Here is a 20,326-nt window from a genome sequence, read left to right on the forward strand (position 1 = left end):
GAAAAAGCTGACATTATTCGTCAGCTTTTTGTTTTTTTAATTACAATTTCCGTGGAAATATTACACAAATTACCCAAAAGTACTTAAAATCACCTTTTTATATTGTATAATATAGTAAATTAGTTGTGTTCTGTTTGGGGGTTTATTATTTGAAAAAGGTACTTGTTATTATTGTCATACTTCTTTCCGTAGCAATTGTAGTGGCCGGAAAGCTGCATTGGAATAATAAAATACAAGCAACAGTAAATACTGTACATGTTGAAAAAACGGAGAAAGCAGATGTGAAAACCGTAGCTGAAGAAAATCAAGAGAATAAAGTACAAAAGGTTGAAGCTTATTCCAAAAACTTATCAGAAGAAATTCAAACAAAACTTATCAAAGCCGTGCAAGATGGAGTACCGGTTAATCTTGTAATTGCTGGTTCAAGCGCTACACCTGAGGACCCATTGGGGTGGCCGTCCTTACTTAAGAAAGATCTAGAAGACACTTATGGTGAAGACGTTTTAAATGTCACAATAAAGGAAATTGCTGATAAACTTTCAACTGAAGTGGTACAAGAAGAGCTGTATCAAGAAATAATAAGCCTTTCGCCTGATATCTTATTATTAGAACCATTCATCTTGACAGATAACGGGAAAGTAACTATTAATAATAGGCTTGTTAATTTAACAACTATAATTGACGCTATTAAAGTGGAGCTTCCGGAAGTGACTGTACTATTACAACCAGCAAATCCTTTACATAATGCAAAGCATTATCCAAAAGAAGTTGGAGAATTGGAAAAATACGCAAATAATAATGATTATATTTATCTCAATCATTGGGAAGCATGGCCGGATTATCAAACCGATGAGATAAAGGAATATTTATTAACTAATGGCAGCCCTAATGAAAAAGGACAAAGACTGTGGGCAGATTACTTGTCCAATTATTTTATTTCGGAAGATGCAAAAGAATAAATTAAGAATTATCCAATCTTAAATGGACAACAATGCTGCCAATGGAAATAAGAAATACTCTTGACCGAGAGAGAAAAATAAAAAAGGAGGATGGATTCTTATCGAATTGGACTAACCTAAAATAGTGAGACAATATAAAACACCTCCAAAATGGCAATACTTGAGATAAGTATTGTGACATTATTCGGAGGTGTTTTTGCGTGGGCAAAAAAACTGTATATACAAAAGAGATTAAATGGGCGGTAGTAAGAGATAAGCTTGAAGGAAAATTAACAACACGGGAAATTATGAACAAATACAAAATCAAAAATAAAACTCAAATTGAAACTTGGATGAGATGGTACAAGAATGGAGAAATGTATCGATTTGATCAGCCAATTGGTAAACAATATACATTTGGGCATGGGCCCGATTCTTTAAGTAAGGACGAGCGAATAAGTAATCAACTAACTCACCTAAAAATGGAGAATGAAATTCTAAAAAAGTATATGGCGATGAGAAAGGAGTCGATAAAGGGCTAGTAGTACAATTGGTTGAACAATTTCGTGAAAAATATACCGTTACTCACTAGTGTTGCGTAAATAGTGTCATAATTTTTAATTACCTTTCTAAAGGCGGCTCCTGTCCATTTGGAAATTTATTTACAATTAGACCTGTGCAACGACAACAATTTGTTGATTAAGGGATGGCTTTTCCTTCAATTTTGCGAAGCCAGACATGTGCTGGTTTCCACAATGCTGCCCTTAAATAACGGCTAATTTGCAAGGTTTTCCGCTTACTTTTTGTTTCGAGTTGTACCAGAACATGAAGACAAAAAACAATAAGTGCGATAAACACTTGATTTTGAATCGCCCATTCACTTTGACCGTATAATTTCTTGATATTGAGATGTTGTTTAATCCATTTAAAAAACAGCTCAATTGCCCATCGTGATTTATACATTTCCGATATTTCTTCGGCGCTTAAGTCAAAACGATTTGTGATTAAATGAAGTTCATTACCTTTTGAATCTATTACTTTTAGAAGTCGAAAATAGTTTTCAGCTCGGTTTTGAGTTGTACCAATCAACACCATTTGAGCCGACAAAACAGATGAATCCTTGGGTAGTTTAAAATCATAAACCTCCCGTACGACTGCGTTTTTTCGTAGCCTAGAAAGAAAAAAGTAGCCTTCATCGGTCATGCGATCAAAACGCTCGTAGTCTAGATAACCTCGGTCAAACACATACATGCATTCTTTATCGTCAACCATAATCTCAAGTTGACCACGATCGTGTTCGCTTGCCGTTGTCATCACGGCTTTTTCGGGATAGGATTCTCCCTTTTCCATAAATACAAGGCGTAAGTGCAACTTTACGCCTGCCTTAGTTTTGCGGAACTTCGCCCATTTATGATTGGTCAAATTTAGTGGCAAAGTACTTGAATCAATAATTTTTAACGGCATGACAAGTTTTGTGTAGTGTGTTTTGGCGTGAATTTGTCCGACTAAATCAAGGAAAAGTCTTTGAAACAAATCTGGATTTAGACCATTTAAACGGCGCGAGAGCTGAGAAATGCTTATAGAATCAAGGTCGATTTCCTTTTGAAGATGATCATCAAAAAGGCAATCACTTACGAAAACCATTGTCCAAATGAAGTTTTTCGTGTAATCTTGTCCATGAGATTGGTCCTTTTTTAGTGGATTTGGACGGGTTACCACCTGACTTATCCATTATAAAGGACTTTTTCTATGCATAAAATAATAAAAGTGAACATTTCGAGTATTTTTAATAGTGGAATTAAATTAATGCAACACTAGTGACCGTTACTTCCATTTTAAAAGTTTTAGGGATTCCACGTGCTAGCTATTATCGTTGGACTAAAGGGTTTGGTGAATATCGCAATGAACATGAAGATTTAATTATTGAAATCTGTAAGGCTACTAAATATAGAAATGGTCATAGGAAAATTAGAGCTATTCTAAAGCGAGAACATCATATTCATCTTAATAGGAACACAGTTCAAAACATTATGCAGAAGCATCATTTGCAGTGTAAGGTGAAACCAAAACGCAAGTGGAAATCGCAGGGAGAAAGTGAAGTCATTGTGCCTAATATTCTTAATCGTGATTTTAGTGCTAGTAAACCAAATGAGAAGTGGGTAACGGACATTACGTATATCCAGTATGGCAGCGAAACATTATATCTGTCTACGATTATGGATTTGTATAATAATGAAATTGTAGCTTATAAGATTTATAATCATCAACAAACGACATTAGTGATTGATACACTGCAGGATGCTTTGGATAAACGCAATCAGCCAGAAGGAGTTATTATACACTCCGATCAGGGGAGTGTGTATACTTCGTATACCTTTCAAAATTATTTGAAGGAACATCATTTAGTAGGTAGTATGTCCAGACGAGGGAACTGTTGGGACAATGCGGTGATTGAATCATTTCATTCAAATTTAAAGACAGAGGAATTCCAATATTGTAAGTTTAATACCCTATCTAATTTAGAAGTTATTTCTAGAATAGATGGGTACATTCATCATTACAACGAGGATAGGATTCAAGCAAAATTAGGCTACTTAACTCCAATAGAATTTGGATTAAAGGCAGCTTAAAGGATTCGGGGTTATCCACTTTGCATGTAGAAAAGACGTGCACTTTATTTGGAGATGCGGGCATGATAGCCTATTATGGCTAAGCCAGATTCTCTTTGAGATATCTGGCTTCCTGGCTAAAGAATCTATGCCCGCAGAGGCTCCAAGTAAAGTGACAAAGTGCCTGAACTATTTCCAGTAAAGAACCAATATCAAATTAATGAAAAAGTGTTAAATTTAATATGGATAGGTGTTTTATATATGTCTCATTTGGCTAGGTCAGTTCAAATTCATTCTCCTTTTTATTTGATAATCTGTACATCAGCTTAGCTCATTAAAATTTTTCTTGTGGATAAAAATGTAATCTAAGGTTTACTGTTATGGTTGCGGAAATTATCTTTTATGATGAATTACATTTAAGCAGCCAGGTGCTATATTTTCTAATAAGGCTCATTGCAATAGAAATCATTAATATTGTGCCTATAATTGGTACAAAGTAATAAATAATTTGGAACTGTGACTCAAAGACATTATTCCTTATATATTCATAGACAAGTAAATCAGAAATAAATGAGGCTAGGAAAATATCGAGTGTTAAGCCTCCTAGTGTCCCAAATATGGATGATAGTACCTTATTTTTTATATCGATATCGTAAAAAATAATAAAAAATAGTACTGAAGATGCAATGATCATTAAAGGTCCATAGTACCCAACAGCATCAACAAACGGACCATTATCAGAGTAGTAATAACATAAAAAAGTTTCTACAAGAATGATAAAAACAAATGAGAGTAATGCAAATGGTTTATTTACCTTTGGCCTGTATTCCCTTATATAACAACCAATGAAAAAATAAGTTAGAGGATAAATACCTGCCCACCAATCAGGAAAGTATAATATCCTACTTTCATTAATAAGAACCGGTAGTACATTCACAAAATTTGGTACACCAGATAGCAATAAAAAGGTTAGTATCAGAATATGTCTTTCTTTTCTTGTATTTAAACCATTAAAAATGAGGTTTAAAAATAGAATTAATAGAAATATACCAATATACATATTAACATACCAAGAATATCCATTGGCTTGGAAACTAAGGATCGAGTAAATCCAATCGGTGATACTTTTTGTATCATGAAAGTGATAAACTCTTACCAATATGGATATTAAGGAATAAAAAATGTAAACACATAATACGTTTAATAGACCTTTATAGACATTAGATATCCTGTCGTTATTAAAAATAAAGGAACGCAAATCAAAAAAAGCCATCTTAGATACGTTTGAAAGAATAAATTTTTACTTAAGATTAAGTCCTGGGAATAATATTCAGTATTTAAGAAAAAATGTACAGAAGGTACAAATAACACTGCTAAGACTTTTACCAAATCAATTCCCGCAAGTCTTTTCATAATAAACCTCCAATTCGAAATTCCAAAAAAGATTGTACCAAATAAACGAACGAATAGAAATACAATTATAATTGTAGAATAATATTTAAATATAATATACCTCGATTTACCAGAGAAAATTCTGAATGAGTAATACCCCCTTGGTTAAGTTTGCGAATATCTGAGCATACTTTTCATAACTAAAATGTCATATCGTGTCTAAATTAGAAGAACGAAAAGAAACTTAATGAAAAGGGATTTTTAACATAAAAGTGGAAGGGTTACAAATAATAATTATATGTCAAATACCTGTATTTTCGGCTAGGTGGTGTGTAGTGTGGAGAAATTTATGGTGTTCTGTGTATCCTCTTTGTTACTAAGCGGGATTGTATTTAGTGTTTCGTTAGGGACTAATAGTAATAACCACAATAATGATAATGTGAATGTTGCTATTGCAAAAGAAGAAGAGGTTCAAGTGTTTAATGAAAACCATGTACAAATATTAAATGGACAACGCTTTGAAACATTTAAACAGGATAATTTGAATACTACTTTGTCCATTAATTCTCAAACAGGAAAAGAAATTATTTTTCATTATAAAGTCACAAATATTGACAAAAGTAGCCTGAACTTAAGATATACATCAAACCAAAAATATGAATATAAACTCTATAATTTGGGGAAGGAAAAAATAGATCAGTATTCATTTGGGAAAAAAATTACTGATAATAAAAGCGAAATAGTGCTCGAACCTAATGAATCTTTATCCTATAACGTGGAATTTAGAGATTTAGAAAAAGGAGATTATCTATTAACAATATGGATCCCTGTTGTAAGGGGCGGAGAGTCAACAATTAAGAAAATATCTTTTTCCGTTAATTAATTTTAGGCGATGTCCATGTAAGGAAATGGTACTAGTCATAATTATTGGAGTTAAAAGGGGGGAGTTCCAGTAATGGAAACTTTCCTTTTTTTGATTTGATTTTCAATTTGTATGTAACAAAATTTCAATTATTTATGTCTAATAAAGTGTATTAAAACAGATTTAAAAGAAACAACAATTTCATTACAAATATGTGTATTACGCATGACTTATTACTCGCAATCAATATTTATAGTGATGCCCAATAATTTTATGTTATAATTAGTGTCGAATTTCAAATGCTAAAATAAATATAATTTTACCTCCGTGACAAAAGAAAATAATTAAAGATCTGGGAGGGTCTTATCATGTCATACCGTACTAGGATTTTGAATTTGGTCGTTATAGACTCAATAATTGTTCTTTTTTCAATATATATGTCACATTTTTTCTTAAACCCGTTTGCCGCATATTATGAAGATAATCGGGTGTTGATCAGTTCGGTTATTTTGCTGGTTAGCCATCATGTTTTTTCATATGTGTTTGGTCTTTACCGAAAAGTATGGAGGTATGCAAGTGCCGAGGAATTAGTGGGAATCGTTTTGGTTGTAAGCTCATCTATTCTTATAACAGCCATTTCTCAAAAAATTATGTTTAATAACATATATGCAAGAGGTTTATTCCTTACCTACCTTCTCCATCTGTTTTTACTGGGTGGCGTACGTTTTTGGTGGCGTTTTACTTCAACTGTACTATTTGCTTTTAAGACGAAAGAAATCCGATCGATTAAGCATAAACGTACATTAATATTAGGTGCAGGATCTACTGGGAGAATGCTTGTACGTCAGATAAAAGAACATCCAGGAACAGAATTAAAACCAATCGCCTTTTTAGATGATGATTCATCTTTGCAGAATCTTAATATGGCAGGGATTCCTGTTGTTGGGAAAGTTGATGATATTGTAAAAGTTATTGCAAAGTTTCGTATCGAACATGTTGTTATTGCAATTCCATCATTACCCAAGTCCCGTTTAAATGAAATTGTTGCAAAGGCAAAAAAGGTTGTCGACAATGTACAGATATTACCGATGATTGGTGATCTGGCCGTAGGCAGGGTTTCAGTTAGTCAAATTAGGGATATTTCTATCGAAGATTTACTTGGTAGGGATACTATTAAATTAGATACTGAAGGAATTGCTGAAAAAATAAGAAATCAAACAGTATTAATAACAGGTGCTGGCGGTTCGATTGGATCTGAACTGTGTAGGCAGATTTGTTTGTTTCAACCAAGTAAATTAGTTTTATTAGGTCATGGGGAAAATAGTATTTATAATATTGAAATGGAATTACTAAATAGATATAAGGGGCAAATTGAATTAGTTACAGAAATTGCGGAAATACAAGATGCGCGGAAAATGATTGATGTGATGGTTACGAATAAACCAAAATTTGTTTTCCATGCCGCTGCCCACAAACATGTTCCGTTAATGGAGAGAAATCCAGAAGAAGCAGTAAAAAATAATATATATGGAACGAGAAATGTTGCTGAAGCAGCATCAATTGCCGGAGTTGACACTTTTGTTTTAGTTTCTACGGATAAAGCAGTTAACCCTACAAGTGTAATGGGAGCCTCAAAGCGTATTGCAGAACTTACAATTCAAAATCTTGATCGTAAAAGTGATACACGTTTTGTAGCAGTACGATTTGGAAATGTATTGGGAAGCAGAGGGAGCGTTGTTCCTTTATTTAAAAAGCAAATTGCTAAAGGCGGTCCACTGACGGTAACTCATCCTGATATGACTAGGTATTTTATGACAATTCCAGAAGCAGCTAGACTTGTTATTCAGGCAGGAGCCTTAGCGAGAGGTGGAGAAATTTTTGTCTTAGATATGGGTGAACCAGTTAAAATTGTTGATTTGGCTAAAAATCTAATTAAATTATCTGGATTTACAGAAGACGAAATCAAAATTGAATATACTGGCCTTCGTCCAGGAGAAAAAATGTATGAAGAAATATTAAATAAAGATGAGATCCATCCTATTCAAGTTTTTCCAAAAATTTATATCGGAAAAGCTACAGAGGAAAACGCAGAGGATCTTATTCACCAAGTTGAAAGTGTATTGCACGATAAGGATAAGCTTCGCGAAACTTTACTTAAACTAACAAACAAAAAGAAGGATACTAATGATAAAAAAAAAGAGCAAGAGCAAGGTAAAGTTGCTGATGAAATGATTACAGTTTGAACCCCTTCTTTTTTGATTGTTAAGAATAAATTATGCAACCAATTTTCGAAAGTTGAGGACGTAAAATGATTACAAAGGGCAATAATGTAGTTATTGGAAAGAATGTATGTTTGGGTGAAAATGTAACAATTGGCCACAATGTTGTTATTTATGATGGGGTTGAAATCGGTAGCTATTGTATTATCCAAGACAATGCGGTGATTGGAAAACAACCTACCAGGGCTAAAAATTCAATTCTCCCTGAAGTAACGGCATTACCTCCCACTAAAATAGGTAATGGAGTGACAATCGGAACCTCAGCAATAATTTATGCAAATGCTGAAATTTCAGATGATGCTTTTATAGCCGATTTAGCAACTGTTAGAGAAAGAGTTACAATAGGTGAAAAAACAATCGTTGGACGTGGAGTTGCAGTTGAAAATGATTGTAAAGTGGGTGCTTATTGTAAGCTTGAAACAAATTCTTATATAACTGCCTATTCAGATATTGAGGATTATGTTTTTGTTGCTCCTGGTGTTGTTACAACAAACGACAATTACATGGCAAGATCTAAGGAACGTTATAAACATTTTAAGGGTATCACGATTAAGAAAGGTGGAAGAATCGGTGCAAATGCGACAATTCTACCTGGTAAGGTTATTAACCAAGACGGAGCAGTAGCTGCTGGTTCAGTTGTCACTAAAGATGTTAACAACGGAGAAATTGTAGCAGGGGTTCCAGCCAAGAAATTAAAACTGGTTTCTGATGACCAATTATTAAAAAATCAGTAAATGATGGAGTCGTTTCTTTATGAATATCTTACTTATTAATCATTATGCAGGATCCAATCAGCATGGTATGGAATACAGACCATTTTATCTTAGTAGAGAATGGGTTAAAATGGGTCATAATGTTACAATTATAGCCGGTTCCTACTCCCATGTTCGAACAATACAGCCAGAAATAAAGGGAAAGTGGACAACAGAAATAATTGATGGGATTCGTTATATTTGGGTAGAGACACCTCAATATGAGGGTAATGGCGTAAAAAGGGTTGTAAATATCTTTTCTTTTGTAAAAGACATATATGCCAATTCAGATAGGCTAGCAAAAGAAATCTCTCCGGATATTGTAATTGCATCTTCAACATACCCGTTAGATATTTATCCTGCATCAAAAATTGCTAAAAAGGCAAATGCAAAACTTGTTTTCGAAGTTCATGATTTGTGGCCTTTGACACCAAAGGAATTAGGAAATATGTCTAAGTACCATCCTTTTATTATTACCATGCAAAAAGGGGAAAATGATGCGTATAAAAAAGCAGATAGGGTTGTTTCATTGTTACCAAAAGCAAAAGAACATATGATTAGTCACGGCATGGACCCTAAAAAATTCGAATTCTTGCCGAATGGTATAGTAACTGAGGATTGGGAAAATGCAAATGAACAAATTCCGAATGAACATATTGAACTTATCGCTAAACTTAAAAATGAAGGTAATTTCTTAATAGGCTATGCAGGAGGACAAGGGATTTCAAATGCACTCGAATATTTACTCGATGTTGCAAAAATCATGCAAGATAAACCCATTTCGTTTGTCCTTGTTGGAAAAGGCGCTGAACGTGATGCACTTATTCAAAAATCAAAAGACATGGGATTAACAAATATTCATTTCCTTCCGGTTATTAATAAAAATGCGATTCCCGATTTCCTTTCTCGGATGGATGCATTATACATAGGATGGAGAAGAAGCTCCCTGTATCGGTTTGGTGTTAGTCCTAATAAACTTTTGGATTATATGATGGCTGCAAAACCCATTATCCACAGTATTGAAGCAGGTAATGATCTAGTTAAGGAAGCCAACTGTGGTATTTCTGTTGCGCCAGAGGATCCTGTTTTGATTGCTGAGGCTATTAATCAGATTTTTGAATTAACTGAAGAGGAAAGAAAAAAATTAGGTGGAAATGGAAGAGAATTTGTCATGGAAAACCATGATTATAAAGTTTTAGCAGATCGATTTATAAAAATCATGAATCAATAATACAACATAGTTAGAAGGGTGAATAAAATGGGAACAATTCCATATGCACTTCCAATGATTGCGGATGAAGAAATTAAGGAAGTCATTGATACAATTAAATCAAATTGGCTAAGCAAAGGACCGAAAACGGTTGAATTTGAAGGGAAAATCAAAGAATATGTAAACGCGAATTTCGGGATTGGGTTAAATTCTTGTACTGCGGGTCTACACCTTGCACAATTAGCAGCAGGAATTGGGCCTGGTGACGAAGTTATAACAACTCCCTATACGTTTGTAGCAAGTGCCAACACAATCATCCATACTGGAGCTACGCCGGTATTTGTTGATATCGACCCTGTAACGATGAACATCGATCCTGCTTTAATTGAAGAAAAAATTACTCCACGTACAAAGGCCATTATTCCAGTGCATTTCGCAGGATATCCATGCGATATGGATCCTATAATGGAGATTGCTCGTAAGCATAATCTAATTGTTATCGAAGATGCTGCCCATGCGATTTATACTCAATACAAAGGCAAAATGATTGGTAGTATTGGTGATTTTACTTGCTTCAGCTTTTATGCCACTAAAAACCTGGTAACTGGTGAAGGTGGACTTGTAACCACTCATAGTGAAGAGTGGGCTGATAAAGTCCGCATTATGAGTCTACATGGTATGAGTAAAAACGCATGGAATCGATATGGTGATAAAGGTACCTGGTATTATGAGGTTGACTATCCGGGCTATAAGTACAATATGACTGATATTCAAGCTTCATTTGGATTGGTTCAACTTTCTAAGTTAGAAAAAATGCAGCAAATTCGCGAAAAGTACGCTCAAATATATAATGAACAGTTAGCAAATATAGAAGGAATCACACTGCCACATCACGATGATATTAACAGACATGCTTGGCATCTGTATGTGATACGAGTGGATGAAAGCCAGTTCACAATTGACCGTGGAGAGTTTATTGAAAAGCTAAAAGAAAAGGGAATTGGCACTAGCGTCCACTTCATTCCAGTTCCAATGCATCCGTATTACAAAGGGCTTGGATATAAGATTGAAGATTATCCTAATGCATTAAGTGCATACAATGGAGCCATTTCCTTACCTCTGTATCCACGAATGTCAGAGGAAGAAGTAACACAAGTGATTGAGGCTGTTCGTGATGTTGCAACAAGCTATAGAAAATAGGTGACAGACATGGAAGGGAAAGTCAAAGGATTATACAATCAAAATCACTCTTTTAATGATGCTTTTAAAAGGTTTTTTGATATTGTTGTATCTCTAATTGGTCTCATCATCCTATCACCTTTACTACTAATTATTGCAATTCTTATAAAAGTTGATTCAAAGGGGCCTGTTTTTTTTAAGCAAGTACGGGTTGGTCAGTACGAGAAGGAATTTAAAATTCTAAAGTTTAGAACAATGGTGGTTGACGCTGAAAAGCTAGGGAAACAAATTACAGTCGGTATGGATCGTAGAATAACAAAAGTCGGGTATTTTTTGCGTAAATATAAGCTTGATGAATTTCCTCAATTAATTAATGTTTTGATTGGTGACATGAGTTTGGTTGGACCGCGACCTGAAGTTCCGAGGTATACTAAATATTATAATACAGAACAAAAAGCGATTTTTAACATTAGACCAGGGATAACCGATTATGCATCCATTAAGTACAGTGATGAAAGTGAACTTCTTGGTAAGGCTGAAAATCCAGAAAAAACCTATATTGAAGAAATCATGGTTGATAAATTACGATATAATTTAGAATACCTTCGTAACCGTTCTGTGATTGAGGATATTTCTATCATTTATAAAACTGCACTGAAGATCCTTAAATGACGGAAAGCGTAGTATGTTGCTACGCTTTTTGTTCGTCATATAATGGAGCGTTATTACTTTGTGTGCGAAATTTGTCTTTTCTTGACAAATAACAATCGTGTTGTTATTGTAATATGTTGAACAATAGTGCATTTTGTGACTTTATTGTAAAGGGACTGATTCCAAATTGACTAAGAAAATAATTGTTTATTACCCTTTTCAATTGAAAACCGGTGATAGTGGTTCTGGAGTTAGACCTACCCAAATGCTTAAGGCATTTCATGAACTAGCGAATGAGCAGGGGTTTGAATGTTTAGAGGTAATTGGTAATGCGGAAGAAAGAAAGGAAAGACTTAGGAAGATCTATAAAGAAGTCAATCCAAATGATATTTTGTATTGCTATATGGAAAACCAAACAATACCAATTTGGTTAACTGACCCGGATCATATACCAAGGCATCCAACTGTGGATCATGGCTTTTTTAAATATCTTAAAAAGAATAAGATTCCACTAGGAATTTTTTATAGGGATATCTATTGGAAATTTAAAGATCTTTATAAGGTAAAACCTATTTTAAAAACTATCATGATTCGATTATTTGAAATAGAGTTATTTTTATACAAAAAGTATGCAAAGAAAATTTTTTTACCTAGCTTGGAAATGAATAATTATGTGAAGATTCCTGAAAATCAAGTCTATCCGTCACCCCCTGGTGGTATTGATCGAACAGAAATTACTGATAAACAGGGTACAGAAAAGGTACGTGCTATTTATGTTGGTGGGATTGATCCAAGGTATGGAGTATATGAGGTGCTTGAAGCCTTTAAACAGTTAAATAAAGATACTACATATATTGAACTTTCATTTGTCTGTCGTGAAAAAGAATTTAATACGTTTAAAGGTTTCCTAGAGCCATATTTAGATGAAGATTGGTTAAATATTCATCATGCTCATGGGGAGGCATTGCTTCCTATTTATAAAGAAGCTGATTTTGGAATTGTTACCCTAAAAAGGGGAACATATAATGATTTTGCAGTTCCCGTAAAATTATTCGAATACCTATCCTTTGGTTTACCAGTTTTAGCTACCGATTGTACGGCCTTACAAAAAATAGTCGAACAGGATAAAATCGGGTTAATTGTAAAGGATAATAGTAATTCTATACATGGTGGATTACAGGAAATGCTTGATTCTACAAAAAGAAATATATTGAAGCAAAATTCGGTTTCTGCACTAAAAGGAAAACATTTATGGCTTCAACGTGCGAAAGATATTCAAAATGAATTACTTTCTTAAATGTCTTTAAATAGTAAAAAAATCAGTTATCATTTTATGCTAATATAAAGATTGTCATTCAAAACAATTTATATGAGGAGAGTCTAAATATGAAAGTACCTATGTTAGACCTATCTGAACAATACCAATCACTTAAGGATGAAGTTATTAAAGCTTTAGATGATGTTATGAGTTCTTCAAGTTTCATTCTTGGGGATAACGTTAAGAAACTTGAGCACGATGTTGCAGCATTTTCACATGTTACTCATGGCGTAGGTGTTGCAAATGGTAGCGACGCATTACATATTTCACTACAAGCGTGTGGAGTGGGACCTGGTGATGAAGTCATCACAACGACATTCACATTCTTCGCAACAGCTGGAGCGATTGCTAGGGCAGGAGCAAGGCCTGTTTTTGTTGACATCGACCCAATTACCTTTAATATTGATCCAAAGGAAATAGAAAAAGTTATTACAAACAAAACAAAAGCGATTATTCCTGTTCATTTATATGGACAAGCAGCAGATATGGATCCAGTTCTAGAGATTGCTAAGAAGCATAATTTATACGTTGTAGATGACGCTGCTCAAGCAATTGGTGCAGAATATAAAGGTAGAAAAGTCGGTGAACTTGGTGACACGACATGCTTTAGTTTTTTCCCTACAAAGAATTTAGGGGCATATGGTGACGGAGGAATGATTGTCACTAATGATGAAGATTTAGCAGAAAAAATGAGCATTATCCGTGTCCACGGAAGTAAGCCAAAATACTATCATCATGTTTTAGGTTACAACAGTCGATTAGATGAATTACAAGCAGCTGTTTTAAATATTAAGTTCCCTCATCTTTCTGAATGGAGTGAACTTCGTCGTGAAAAAGCAGCAACCTATACAAACTTATTAAATGAGAAGCTTTCTGATCATGTAATTACGCCAAAAGAAGAGAAAGACAGATATCATGTGTTCCATCAATATACAATTCGGGTTGAGAAAAGGGACGAACTCCAACAATTCTTAAAAGAAAATGGAGTGGCTTCAATGGTATATTATCCTGTACCATTACATTTGCAACCAGTTTTTGCAGAGTTGGGCTATAAGGAAGGGGATTTCCCACTTGCTGAGAAAGCTGCAAAAGAAGCCTTGTCTCTCCCAATGTTCCCTGAATTAAAAAAGGAACAACAAGAATATATCATTAATGTTATAGAAAAGTTTTTCGCATAAGGAGAAATCATGTCAGAACAAAATCAATATATTCTTTATGGCTATTTACAGTTTTTGTGGAAAAAGAAATGGCTGATCATACTTGCTACAGTTATTGGAATGGGGCTAGGTTATGCTTATACTTTAACGCAGCAGACAAAATATACTTCAAAGGCTATTGTATTTACTGGAATGATTGAAAATAGAGATTTATCAAAGCCTGAAATTATTCAAAACGATTATAAACATTTATTAACTGAAATTGCACCCAGTGATTTTAGTGTAGCGATACCTATGGATAACCAAATAAATTTAACACTTGTCGGGTCAGACAAGTCAATTGTTGAATCTGATCTGACAAAAATTGCGAATCAAATTGTAAAGGATCTAACGGTAAAGTATGATGTGCAACGTCAGGCGATGGAAGACTATGTTAATGCTTTATCTGAACAAGTTGATGCCACCAATTATTTGTTAAATAATATACTTAAAGAATCGTCTAGTGGAGTAAGTAAGGACGTTATGGAACAGTTAAACTCAGATAGTCAATTGGTTTATTTAGAAGGAAAATTCTATAATGCAAACACAAAAGAACTACTCTATTATGCTGGTGAAGAATTAGCAAAAATGGTAAAACACAATCCTAGAATATCAGGTGATGATGTTAATACTAGCGAAAATAAACCAAGTTCTATTAAATTTATTATTCTTGGTGGTGCAGCGTTTTTTCAACTTATGTTAATTATTGTCATCTTGTGGAAATATATAATTAACGCTCGTCAATTTAAGGAGATGTAAGCATGAGTACATTTGAAAATTTATTAAACAAAATCGAATCTAAAGAAGCCGTAATTGGTGTTGTTGGTTTAGGCTACGTAGGTCTGCCATTAGCGGTTGAAAAAGCTAAAGCAGGCTATAAGGTAATTGGATTTGATGTACAGCAATCTAGAGTTGACCAGGTTAATCAAGGAATTAACTATATTGGTGATGTTGTTGATGAAGAACTGTCAGAAATGATCAAAGAAGGCAGACTTGAAGCAACAACTGATTATGAAAAAATCAAAGAAGTTGACACAGTTGCTATCTGTGTACCTACTCCTTTAGATCAACATATGCAACCGGACACTTCATATGTAGAAAGTTCTTCAAAGGAAATTGCTAAATACGTACACGAAGGAATGCTAGTTGTACTTGAATCTACTACCTATCCTGGAACAACAGAGGAAATCGTTAAACCAGCACTTGAAGCAAGTGGTTTAGTAGTTGGAGAAGATATCTTTGTTGCGTATTCACCTGAACGTGTAGATCCAGGGAATAAGCATTATAACACGAAAAATACACCAAAGGTAATTGGTGGGATTACAGAAAATTGTACAAAGGTTGCAGCAGCTCTTTATCGTGCGGTTCTTGAAGGAGATGTACATGAGGTTTCAAGTCCAGCCGTTGCTGAAATGGAAAAAATCTTTGAAAACACATTTAGACATATCAACATTGCGTTAGCAAATGAAATGGCTATCTTATGTAAAAGAATGGGCATTGACGTTTGGGAAGTTATTGATGCAGCAAAAACAAAGCCATACGGATTTATGGCATTTTATCCGGGACCAGGTCTAGGTGGTCACTGTATCCCAATTGACCCATTTTATCTAACATGGAAAGCCAGAGAGTATAACTATCATACTCGTCTTATCGAGCTTGCTGGCGAAATTAACAACAGCATGCCTGAATATGTTGTACAAAAGAGCTTAGAAATCTTAAATGAATATGGAAAACCCCTAAAAGGATCAAAAATAGCTGTTTTAGGTGTTGCATATAAGAAGGATATAGATGATTATCGTGAATCTCCTTCCCTTCCGATTATTACAATGTTGCGTGAAAAAGGGGCAGAAGTACTTGTAGTGGATCCATATATCAGTAGCTATAAATGTGGTAAGAATTTTGCAGAAACACTGCCTTTAACAAAAGAACTACTTAACCAGAGTGAAATGACCCTTATTTTAACGAACCACAGTGATTTTGATTATGACATGATTGTGAAAGAAAGTAAGGTAATATTTGATACTCGTAATGCATTAAAAGAATTTGATAAAAACGAAAATTATTATAAGCTTTAATAATTTAGGGGAACTATAAATATAAATAGAGGTATTTATATTTATAGTTCTATTTTATTTCTACTATCTTTTTTATAAGAGGTATATTATGAGTGATTCGAAACAATTCTTAAAAAACACATTAATGACAATTAGCCGCCAAGTATCGGCGATTTTAATAGGCCTCCTTTATACAGTAATCATAGCAAGGGTTTTAGGACCAACTGGCAACGGAATTTACCAGCTTATCATCTTGTTACCCACTATGTTATTAACCATTTTTAATTTAGGGGTTGGATCTTCTTCTGTTTATTATATAGGCAAGAAGAACTATTCCATCGAGGATATCCTAAAAACTAATACAAGAAGTGGAGTATTATTTAGTTTCCTATCTATTATTTTAGGGGCGCTTTTTCTACTGTTTTTTGCAGGGCAATTTTTCCAGGATGTTGATCCCCTTTATTTATTTGCAATCTTGCTATTGATGCCATTCTTATTTTTGAATGAATATTATTTAGTCATTTTCCAAGGGAAACAAGACTTCAAGAGCTATAATATGCTTTCCTTATCTAGGCAAATTATTGCACTGCTGTTTACATTTCTATTTCTAGTTATCATCCATCTTGATATACTAGGTGCGATCCTTGCTTTTGTTTTTGGTATTCTTGCGCAATATTTATTGTCTCGTTATTATTTAAAAAAGAAGCTTGGTATTCGAATAACTGAAGGATCCTATTCAAAGGATTATTTTAAAAAATCGATATCATATGGTATAAAGGCTCATGTTAGTAATATTCTCTCATTTATTAATTATCGTTCCGATATTTTTATCATTTCATTTTATATAAACCCTGCTGCTGTCGGGATCTACACTGCAGCTGTTTCTATTGCAGAAAGATTATGGATTGTATCACAGGCCATTTCATCTGTACTGTTTCCAACGGTGTCATCCCTTGACAGTCAGGATGAAAAGAACCATCTCACCTCAGTTTTAAGTAGAAATGTCCTTTGGCTATCGATAATCGGTGGATTAATTTTCTATCTCCTAAGTGATCTGATTATTTTCATTTTATTTGGCAATGAATACATAGAAAGTTCGTTGGCAATCAAATTTCTATTACCTGGCATTATTCTTTTTTCTGTGGATCGAATTCTGTCAAATGATTTAGCAGGACGAGGAAAACCAGAAATTAATATGAATGTTTCAATTTTTACAGTCATATCTAATGTCGTTCTTAATATTATCTTAGTCCCTATATATGGTATAATGGGTGCGGCAATTGCCACTTCAATTACATATAGTCTAGCAACAATCATAAAACTCTTTATTTTTAAAAAGCAAACCGGCGTAAAGATAAGTAAACTTTTACTTATTCAATCCGAGGATTATCAATTTTACAAACGGATTCTAAAAAAAGTTAAACGCAGAAAGGTGTCAACATGAGAATTGTTATTGTTCCATCGTGGTATCCAACTGAAGATAACCCCATAAATGGTGTGTTTTTCAAAGAACAAGCGAAAGCACTTCAAAAAGCTGGTCATGATGTAACTGTGTTGTATCCAGAAATTTGGACGTCTAGAATGTTGAATGTCCCCAAAGGAGATAAAGGTATTTCTTTTGAATTAGAGGATGGTATTAAAACATACCGTTTCAGGGGGTATAATTTCATACCTGGTCGTGTTCCTTTTTCCACTGCAACCGTGTTTTATTACAGATTACAAAAGTTATATAAAAAATATGTTGATCAAGAGGGGAAACCGGATGTGTTCCACGCTCATTCTTGTTTATGGGCAGGATGGGCTACTGCAAAGCTAACTGAATCGGAAAATATTCCTTTTTTACTTACCGAGCATTCATCAGCGTTTATACGGGGGCTTATACGGGCTTATGAAAAAAAGGAAATTTCATATGCTTGCAAAAGGGCTGAATTTATCATTTCGGTAGGACCCGGCTTGGCAAAGAAGTTAGAAAGTTATACACAGCCTGAAAAATTAACAATTATCCCCAACATTGTGGATATTGGAAAATTTACGATAGATAAAACAAAGCTTGAACATGGTGCCTTTCGCTTTTTTTCGGTTGCATTTTTAAATCATAATAAGGGCATGGATATACTAATTCAATCATTTGCGAAATATTTCATTAATAAACCAGTGGAACTTGTGATTGGTGGAGATGGGCAAGAACGGCAAGCATTGGAATTGCTTGCCAAAAACCTTGGGGTTGATAAGCAGGTACTATTTTTGGGAGAATTGGATAGAGAACAGGTTAGAGATGAAATTCAAAAAGCACATGTATTTGTACTAGCAAGTCGTTTTGAAACATTTGGAGTCGTTTTTATAGAAGCACTTGCTTGTGGAAAGCCAATCATTTCCACTGCATGTGGGGGACCAGAAATGATTGTTAATGAAATAAATGGAAAGCTAGTCCAAGTTGAGGATATTGATGGCTTAGGACAAGCCATGAAGTATATGGAAGAAAATTATGATACGTACAATGCAGAAGATATTCGTAATGATTGTGTCTCGCGATTTAGTGAAGAATCTGTTGTTACAAAAATCACAAAATTATATGAACAGGTTTTGAGGGTGTAAGATGAGGAAAAAGATATTTGTTTGTCTATTTTTGTTCTTTTTAGTTTTTCTAGATCCCTTTTTAATAAATATTCCAATTGGCCCACTTCATGTAACTTTTCTTAGAATTGTTTTAGTCCTGTTTGGATTATATTTATTCATAAAATATGTATTATTGTTTAATCCTTTGCAAATACAACCAATCAAGCCTGCTTTAGTCTTTTTAATTGGTTGGTTTTTATATGGTGCTATTTCGATTCTTTGGGCTACTAATAAGGTTGAGGGAATTAAGGAACTCTACTATTTTGGAGTATTCATCCTACTAGTTTTTTCAATTGTTGAAACACTAGATCGTAAAGATTTATTAAAGTGGATTAATTATTCTTTTATTTTGATCGGTATTGTTACTATTGTCCTCTCACTATTGGAGTTAGCTTTTGATTTTCATCTGAGCACTTCACGCTATGTTATTGAAGCTGATACATATGGTGGATTAGGATTAAGGGTAGCAACTGCCTTTTTTTACAATGAAAATGATTTATCTTTATTTCTTGTCATGATCACACCATTTTTCCTTATTCAATTTAGAAAATATGGTATTCAATTATTTATTCTTGGATTAATCTTCTTTATTATGTTTATGAATGGCTCAAGAATTGCTATCCTTGCCTTTTTATTTCAAATTCTTATTTTCTTATTTATGCTATATCGCACACATTTAGTAAATTTTTTAAAGTTTTTACTGATATTTACTCCACTTTTTATTGGAGTTGTTTTGTATTTTTCTGGAGATATAGTTGATAAGATTATTGAAATTACAGGTATTGCTGCACACGGATCTACAAGTGCAAGAATAAATTTAATTTTGACTGGTATAAATTCCATTCTGGATTCCTTCTTATTTGGAGTAGGTGCCGGAAATTTTCAATTTCATGTAAACGGATTGTATGATACAAATGGAATTGTAAATCCACATAATTGGTGGCTTGAGGTTAGTACAAATTATGGTGTAGACGTCTTTGTCTTTTACTTGGCCTTTCTCATATTTCTATTTAGAAAGCTATGGCAAATTTATAAACAAAATAATGAGGCTTCATTGTTAGCTTTTTGTCTACTTTTAAGCTATGTTGGCTTTGTGATTGCTTGCATCGGACCTAGCCGATTATTTTACTTTTGGCCAATGTGGCTATTATATGGTGCAACATTAGCATTTATAAATGCAACGAATCAAAAAGAAGGACATGTTAAAGACTTTACCCAACATTCCAAAATAAAGCCTAGGAAAATTGATTTAATAAAGGAATGATTATTT

Annotated in this window: 17 protein-coding genes and 1 pseudogene; 16 read left to right on the top strand and 2 right to left on the bottom strand. The window is 33.9% G+C overall.

The genetic code is table 11. From position 1 onward, the window contains the following. Positions 1-149: 149 nt before the first annotated feature. Positions 150-959 (top strand): SGNH/GDSL hydrolase family protein, encoded by an 810-nt coding sequence (locus LKW28_RS08120; protein WP_229139855.1) that lies wholly within the window; start codon positions 150-152, stop codon positions 957-959. 200 nt (positions 960-1,159) lie between these two features. Further along, positions 1,160-1,480, top strand: a complete 321-nt coding sequence (locus LKW28_RS08125; protein ID WP_016200952.1) for a transposase — start codon at positions 1,160-1,162, stop codon at positions 1,478-1,480. A 157-nt stretch (positions 1,481-1,637) separates the two neighbouring features. Here LKW28_RS08125 and LKW28_RS08130 read toward each other — a convergent pair. After that, positions 1,638-2,573, bottom strand: a pseudogene (locus tag LKW28_RS08130) (IS4 family transposase); the annotation flags it as partial. A gap of 182 nt (positions 2,574-2,755) precedes the next feature. Between LKW28_RS08130 and LKW28_RS08135 the strand changes: the two are divergent. Next, positions 2,756-3,568 carry an IS3 family transposase gene (locus LKW28_RS08135; RefSeq protein WP_229139856.1) on the top strand — a complete coding sequence of 271 codons (813 nt, stop codon included), beginning with the start codon at positions 2,756-2,758 and terminating at the stop codon, positions 3,566-3,568. A gap of 379 nt (positions 3,569-3,947) precedes the next feature. Here LKW28_RS08135 and LKW28_RS08140 read toward each other — a convergent pair whose 3' ends face one another. Beyond that, complete coding sequence (locus tag LKW28_RS08140) at positions 3,948-4,820, bottom strand: acyltransferase family protein (RefSeq protein WP_229139857.1); 873 nt, start codon at positions 4,818-4,820, stop codon at positions 3,948-3,950. 456 nt (positions 4,821-5,276) lie between these two features. On the opposite strand from LKW28_RS08140, the gene LKW28_RS08145 reads away from it, so the two are divergent. From LKW28_RS08145 to LKW28_RS08205, 13 genes are all read left to right on the top strand, one after another. Further along, positions 5,277-5,822, top strand: a complete 546-nt coding sequence (locus LKW28_RS08145; RefSeq protein ID WP_229139858.1) for a BsuPI-related putative proteinase inhibitor — start codon at positions 5,277-5,279, stop codon at positions 5,820-5,822. A 347-nt stretch (positions 5,823-6,169) separates the two neighbouring features. Further along, on the top strand, positions 6,170-8,044 hold the full coding sequence (locus LKW28_RS08150; protein WP_229139859.1) for a polysaccharide biosynthesis protein: 1,875 nt from the start codon (positions 6,170-6,172) through the stop codon (positions 8,042-8,044). Positions 8,045-8,109: 65 nt separating this feature from the next. Then, positions 8,110-8,814 carry an N-acetyltransferase gene (locus tag LKW28_RS08155; RefSeq protein WP_229139860.1) on the top strand — a complete coding sequence of 235 codons (705 nt, stop codon included), beginning with the start codon at positions 8,110-8,112 and terminating at the stop codon, positions 8,812-8,814. Positions 8,815-8,833: 19 nt separating this feature from the next. Beyond that, complete coding sequence (locus LKW28_RS08160; RefSeq protein ID WP_229139861.1) at positions 8,834-10,063, top strand: glycosyltransferase family 4 protein; 1,230 nt, start codon at positions 8,834-8,836, stop codon at positions 10,061-10,063. Positions 10,064-10,069: 6 nt separating this feature from the next. Then, positions 10,070-11,242 carry a DegT/DnrJ/EryC1/StrS family aminotransferase gene (locus LKW28_RS08165; RefSeq protein WP_229140034.1) on the top strand — a complete coding sequence of 391 codons (1,173 nt, stop codon included), beginning with the start codon at positions 10,070-10,072 and terminating at the stop codon, positions 11,240-11,242. A 9-nt stretch (positions 11,243-11,251) separates the two neighbouring features. Then, positions 11,252-11,893 carry a sugar transferase gene (locus LKW28_RS08170; RefSeq protein WP_229139862.1) on the top strand — a complete coding sequence of 214 codons (642 nt, stop codon included), beginning with the start codon at positions 11,252-11,254 and terminating at the stop codon, positions 11,891-11,893. 166 nt (positions 11,894-12,059) lie between these two features. Next, positions 12,060-13,169, top strand: coding sequence for a glycosyltransferase (locus LKW28_RS08175; RefSeq protein ID WP_229139863.1), 1,110 nt, complete (start codon positions 12,060-12,062; stop codon positions 13,167-13,169). A gap of 89 nt (positions 13,170-13,258) precedes the next feature. Next, entirely contained in the window at positions 13,259-14,368 is a 1,110-nt protein-coding gene (locus tag LKW28_RS08180; protein WP_229139864.1) for a DegT/DnrJ/EryC1/StrS family aminotransferase, read from the top strand. A gap of 9 nt (positions 14,369-14,377) precedes the next feature. Continuing rightward, positions 14,378-15,145, top strand: a complete 768-nt coding sequence (locus tag LKW28_RS08185) for a Wzz/FepE/Etk N-terminal domain-containing protein (protein WP_229139865.1) — start codon at positions 14,378-14,380, stop codon at positions 15,143-15,145. A gap of 2 nt (positions 15,146-15,147) precedes the next feature. Next, entirely contained in the window at positions 15,148-16,461 is a 1,314-nt protein-coding gene (locus LKW28_RS08190) for a nucleotide sugar dehydrogenase (RefSeq protein ID WP_229139866.1), read from the top strand. 88 nt (positions 16,462-16,549) lie between these two features. Beyond that, entirely contained in the window at positions 16,550-17,884 is a 1,335-nt protein-coding gene (locus tag LKW28_RS08195; RefSeq protein WP_229139867.1) for a flippase, read from the top strand. Then, positions 17,881-19,035 carry a glycosyltransferase gene (locus LKW28_RS08200; protein ID WP_229139868.1) on the top strand — a complete coding sequence of 385 codons (1,155 nt, stop codon included), beginning with the start codon at positions 17,881-17,883 and terminating at the stop codon, positions 19,033-19,035. Before LKW28_RS08195 ends, LKW28_RS08200 begins: the two co-directional genes overlap by 4 nt. Position 19,036: 1 nt before the next feature. Next, positions 19,037-20,320, top strand: coding sequence for an O-antigen ligase family protein (locus tag LKW28_RS08205; protein ID WP_229139869.1), 1,284 nt, complete (start codon positions 19,037-19,039; stop codon positions 20,318-20,320). Positions 20,321-20,326 lie beyond the last annotated feature (6 nt).

This window comes from Bacillus sp. REN16 (assembly GCF_020731355.1).
Classification (GTDB): Bacteria; Bacillota; Bacilli; order Bacillales; family Bacillaceae_L; genus Ferdinandcohnia.

What these genes read in the sequence shown, in the direction of transcription:
- LKW28_RS08155 (WP_229139860.1), top strand. Translation starts at nt 8,110, where the DNA reads ATGATTACAAAGGGCAATAATGTAGTTATTGGAAAGAATGTATGTTTG.
- LKW28_RS08150 (WP_229139859.1), top strand. Translation starts at nt 6,170, where the DNA reads ATGTCATACCGTACTAGGATTTTGAATTTGGTCGTTATAGACTCAATA.
- LKW28_RS08170 (WP_229139862.1), top strand. Translation starts at nt 11,252, where the DNA reads ATGGAAGGGAAAGTCAAAGGATTATACAATCAAAATCACTCTTTTAAT.
- LKW28_RS08205 (WP_229139869.1), top strand. Translation starts at nt 19,037, where the DNA reads ATGAGGAAAAAGATATTTGTTTGTCTATTTTTGTTCTTTTTAGTTTTT.
- LKW28_RS08200 (WP_229139868.1), top strand. Translation starts at nt 17,881, where the DNA reads ATGAGAATTGTTATTGTTCCATCGTGGTATCCAACTGAAGATAACCCC.
- LKW28_RS08140 (WP_229139857.1), bottom strand. Translation starts at nt 4,820, where the DNA reads ATGGCTTTTTTTGATTTGCGTTCCTTTATTTTTAATAACGACAGGATA.
- LKW28_RS08160 (WP_229139861.1), top strand. Translation starts at nt 8,834, where the DNA reads ATGAATATCTTACTTATTAATCATTATGCAGGATCCAATCAGCATGGT.
- LKW28_RS08190 (WP_229139866.1), top strand. Translation starts at nt 15,148, where the DNA reads ATGAGTACATTTGAAAATTTATTAAACAAAATCGAATCTAAAGAAGCC.
- LKW28_RS08185 (WP_229139865.1), top strand. Translation starts at nt 14,378, where the DNA reads ATGTCAGAACAAAATCAATATATTCTTTATGGCTATTTACAGTTTTTG.
- LKW28_RS08195 (WP_229139867.1), top strand. Translation starts at nt 16,550, where the DNA reads ATGAGTGATTCGAAACAATTCTTAAAAAACACATTAATGACAATTAGC.
- LKW28_RS08180 (WP_229139864.1), top strand. Translation starts at nt 13,259, where the DNA reads ATGAAAGTACCTATGTTAGACCTATCTGAACAATACCAATCACTTAAG.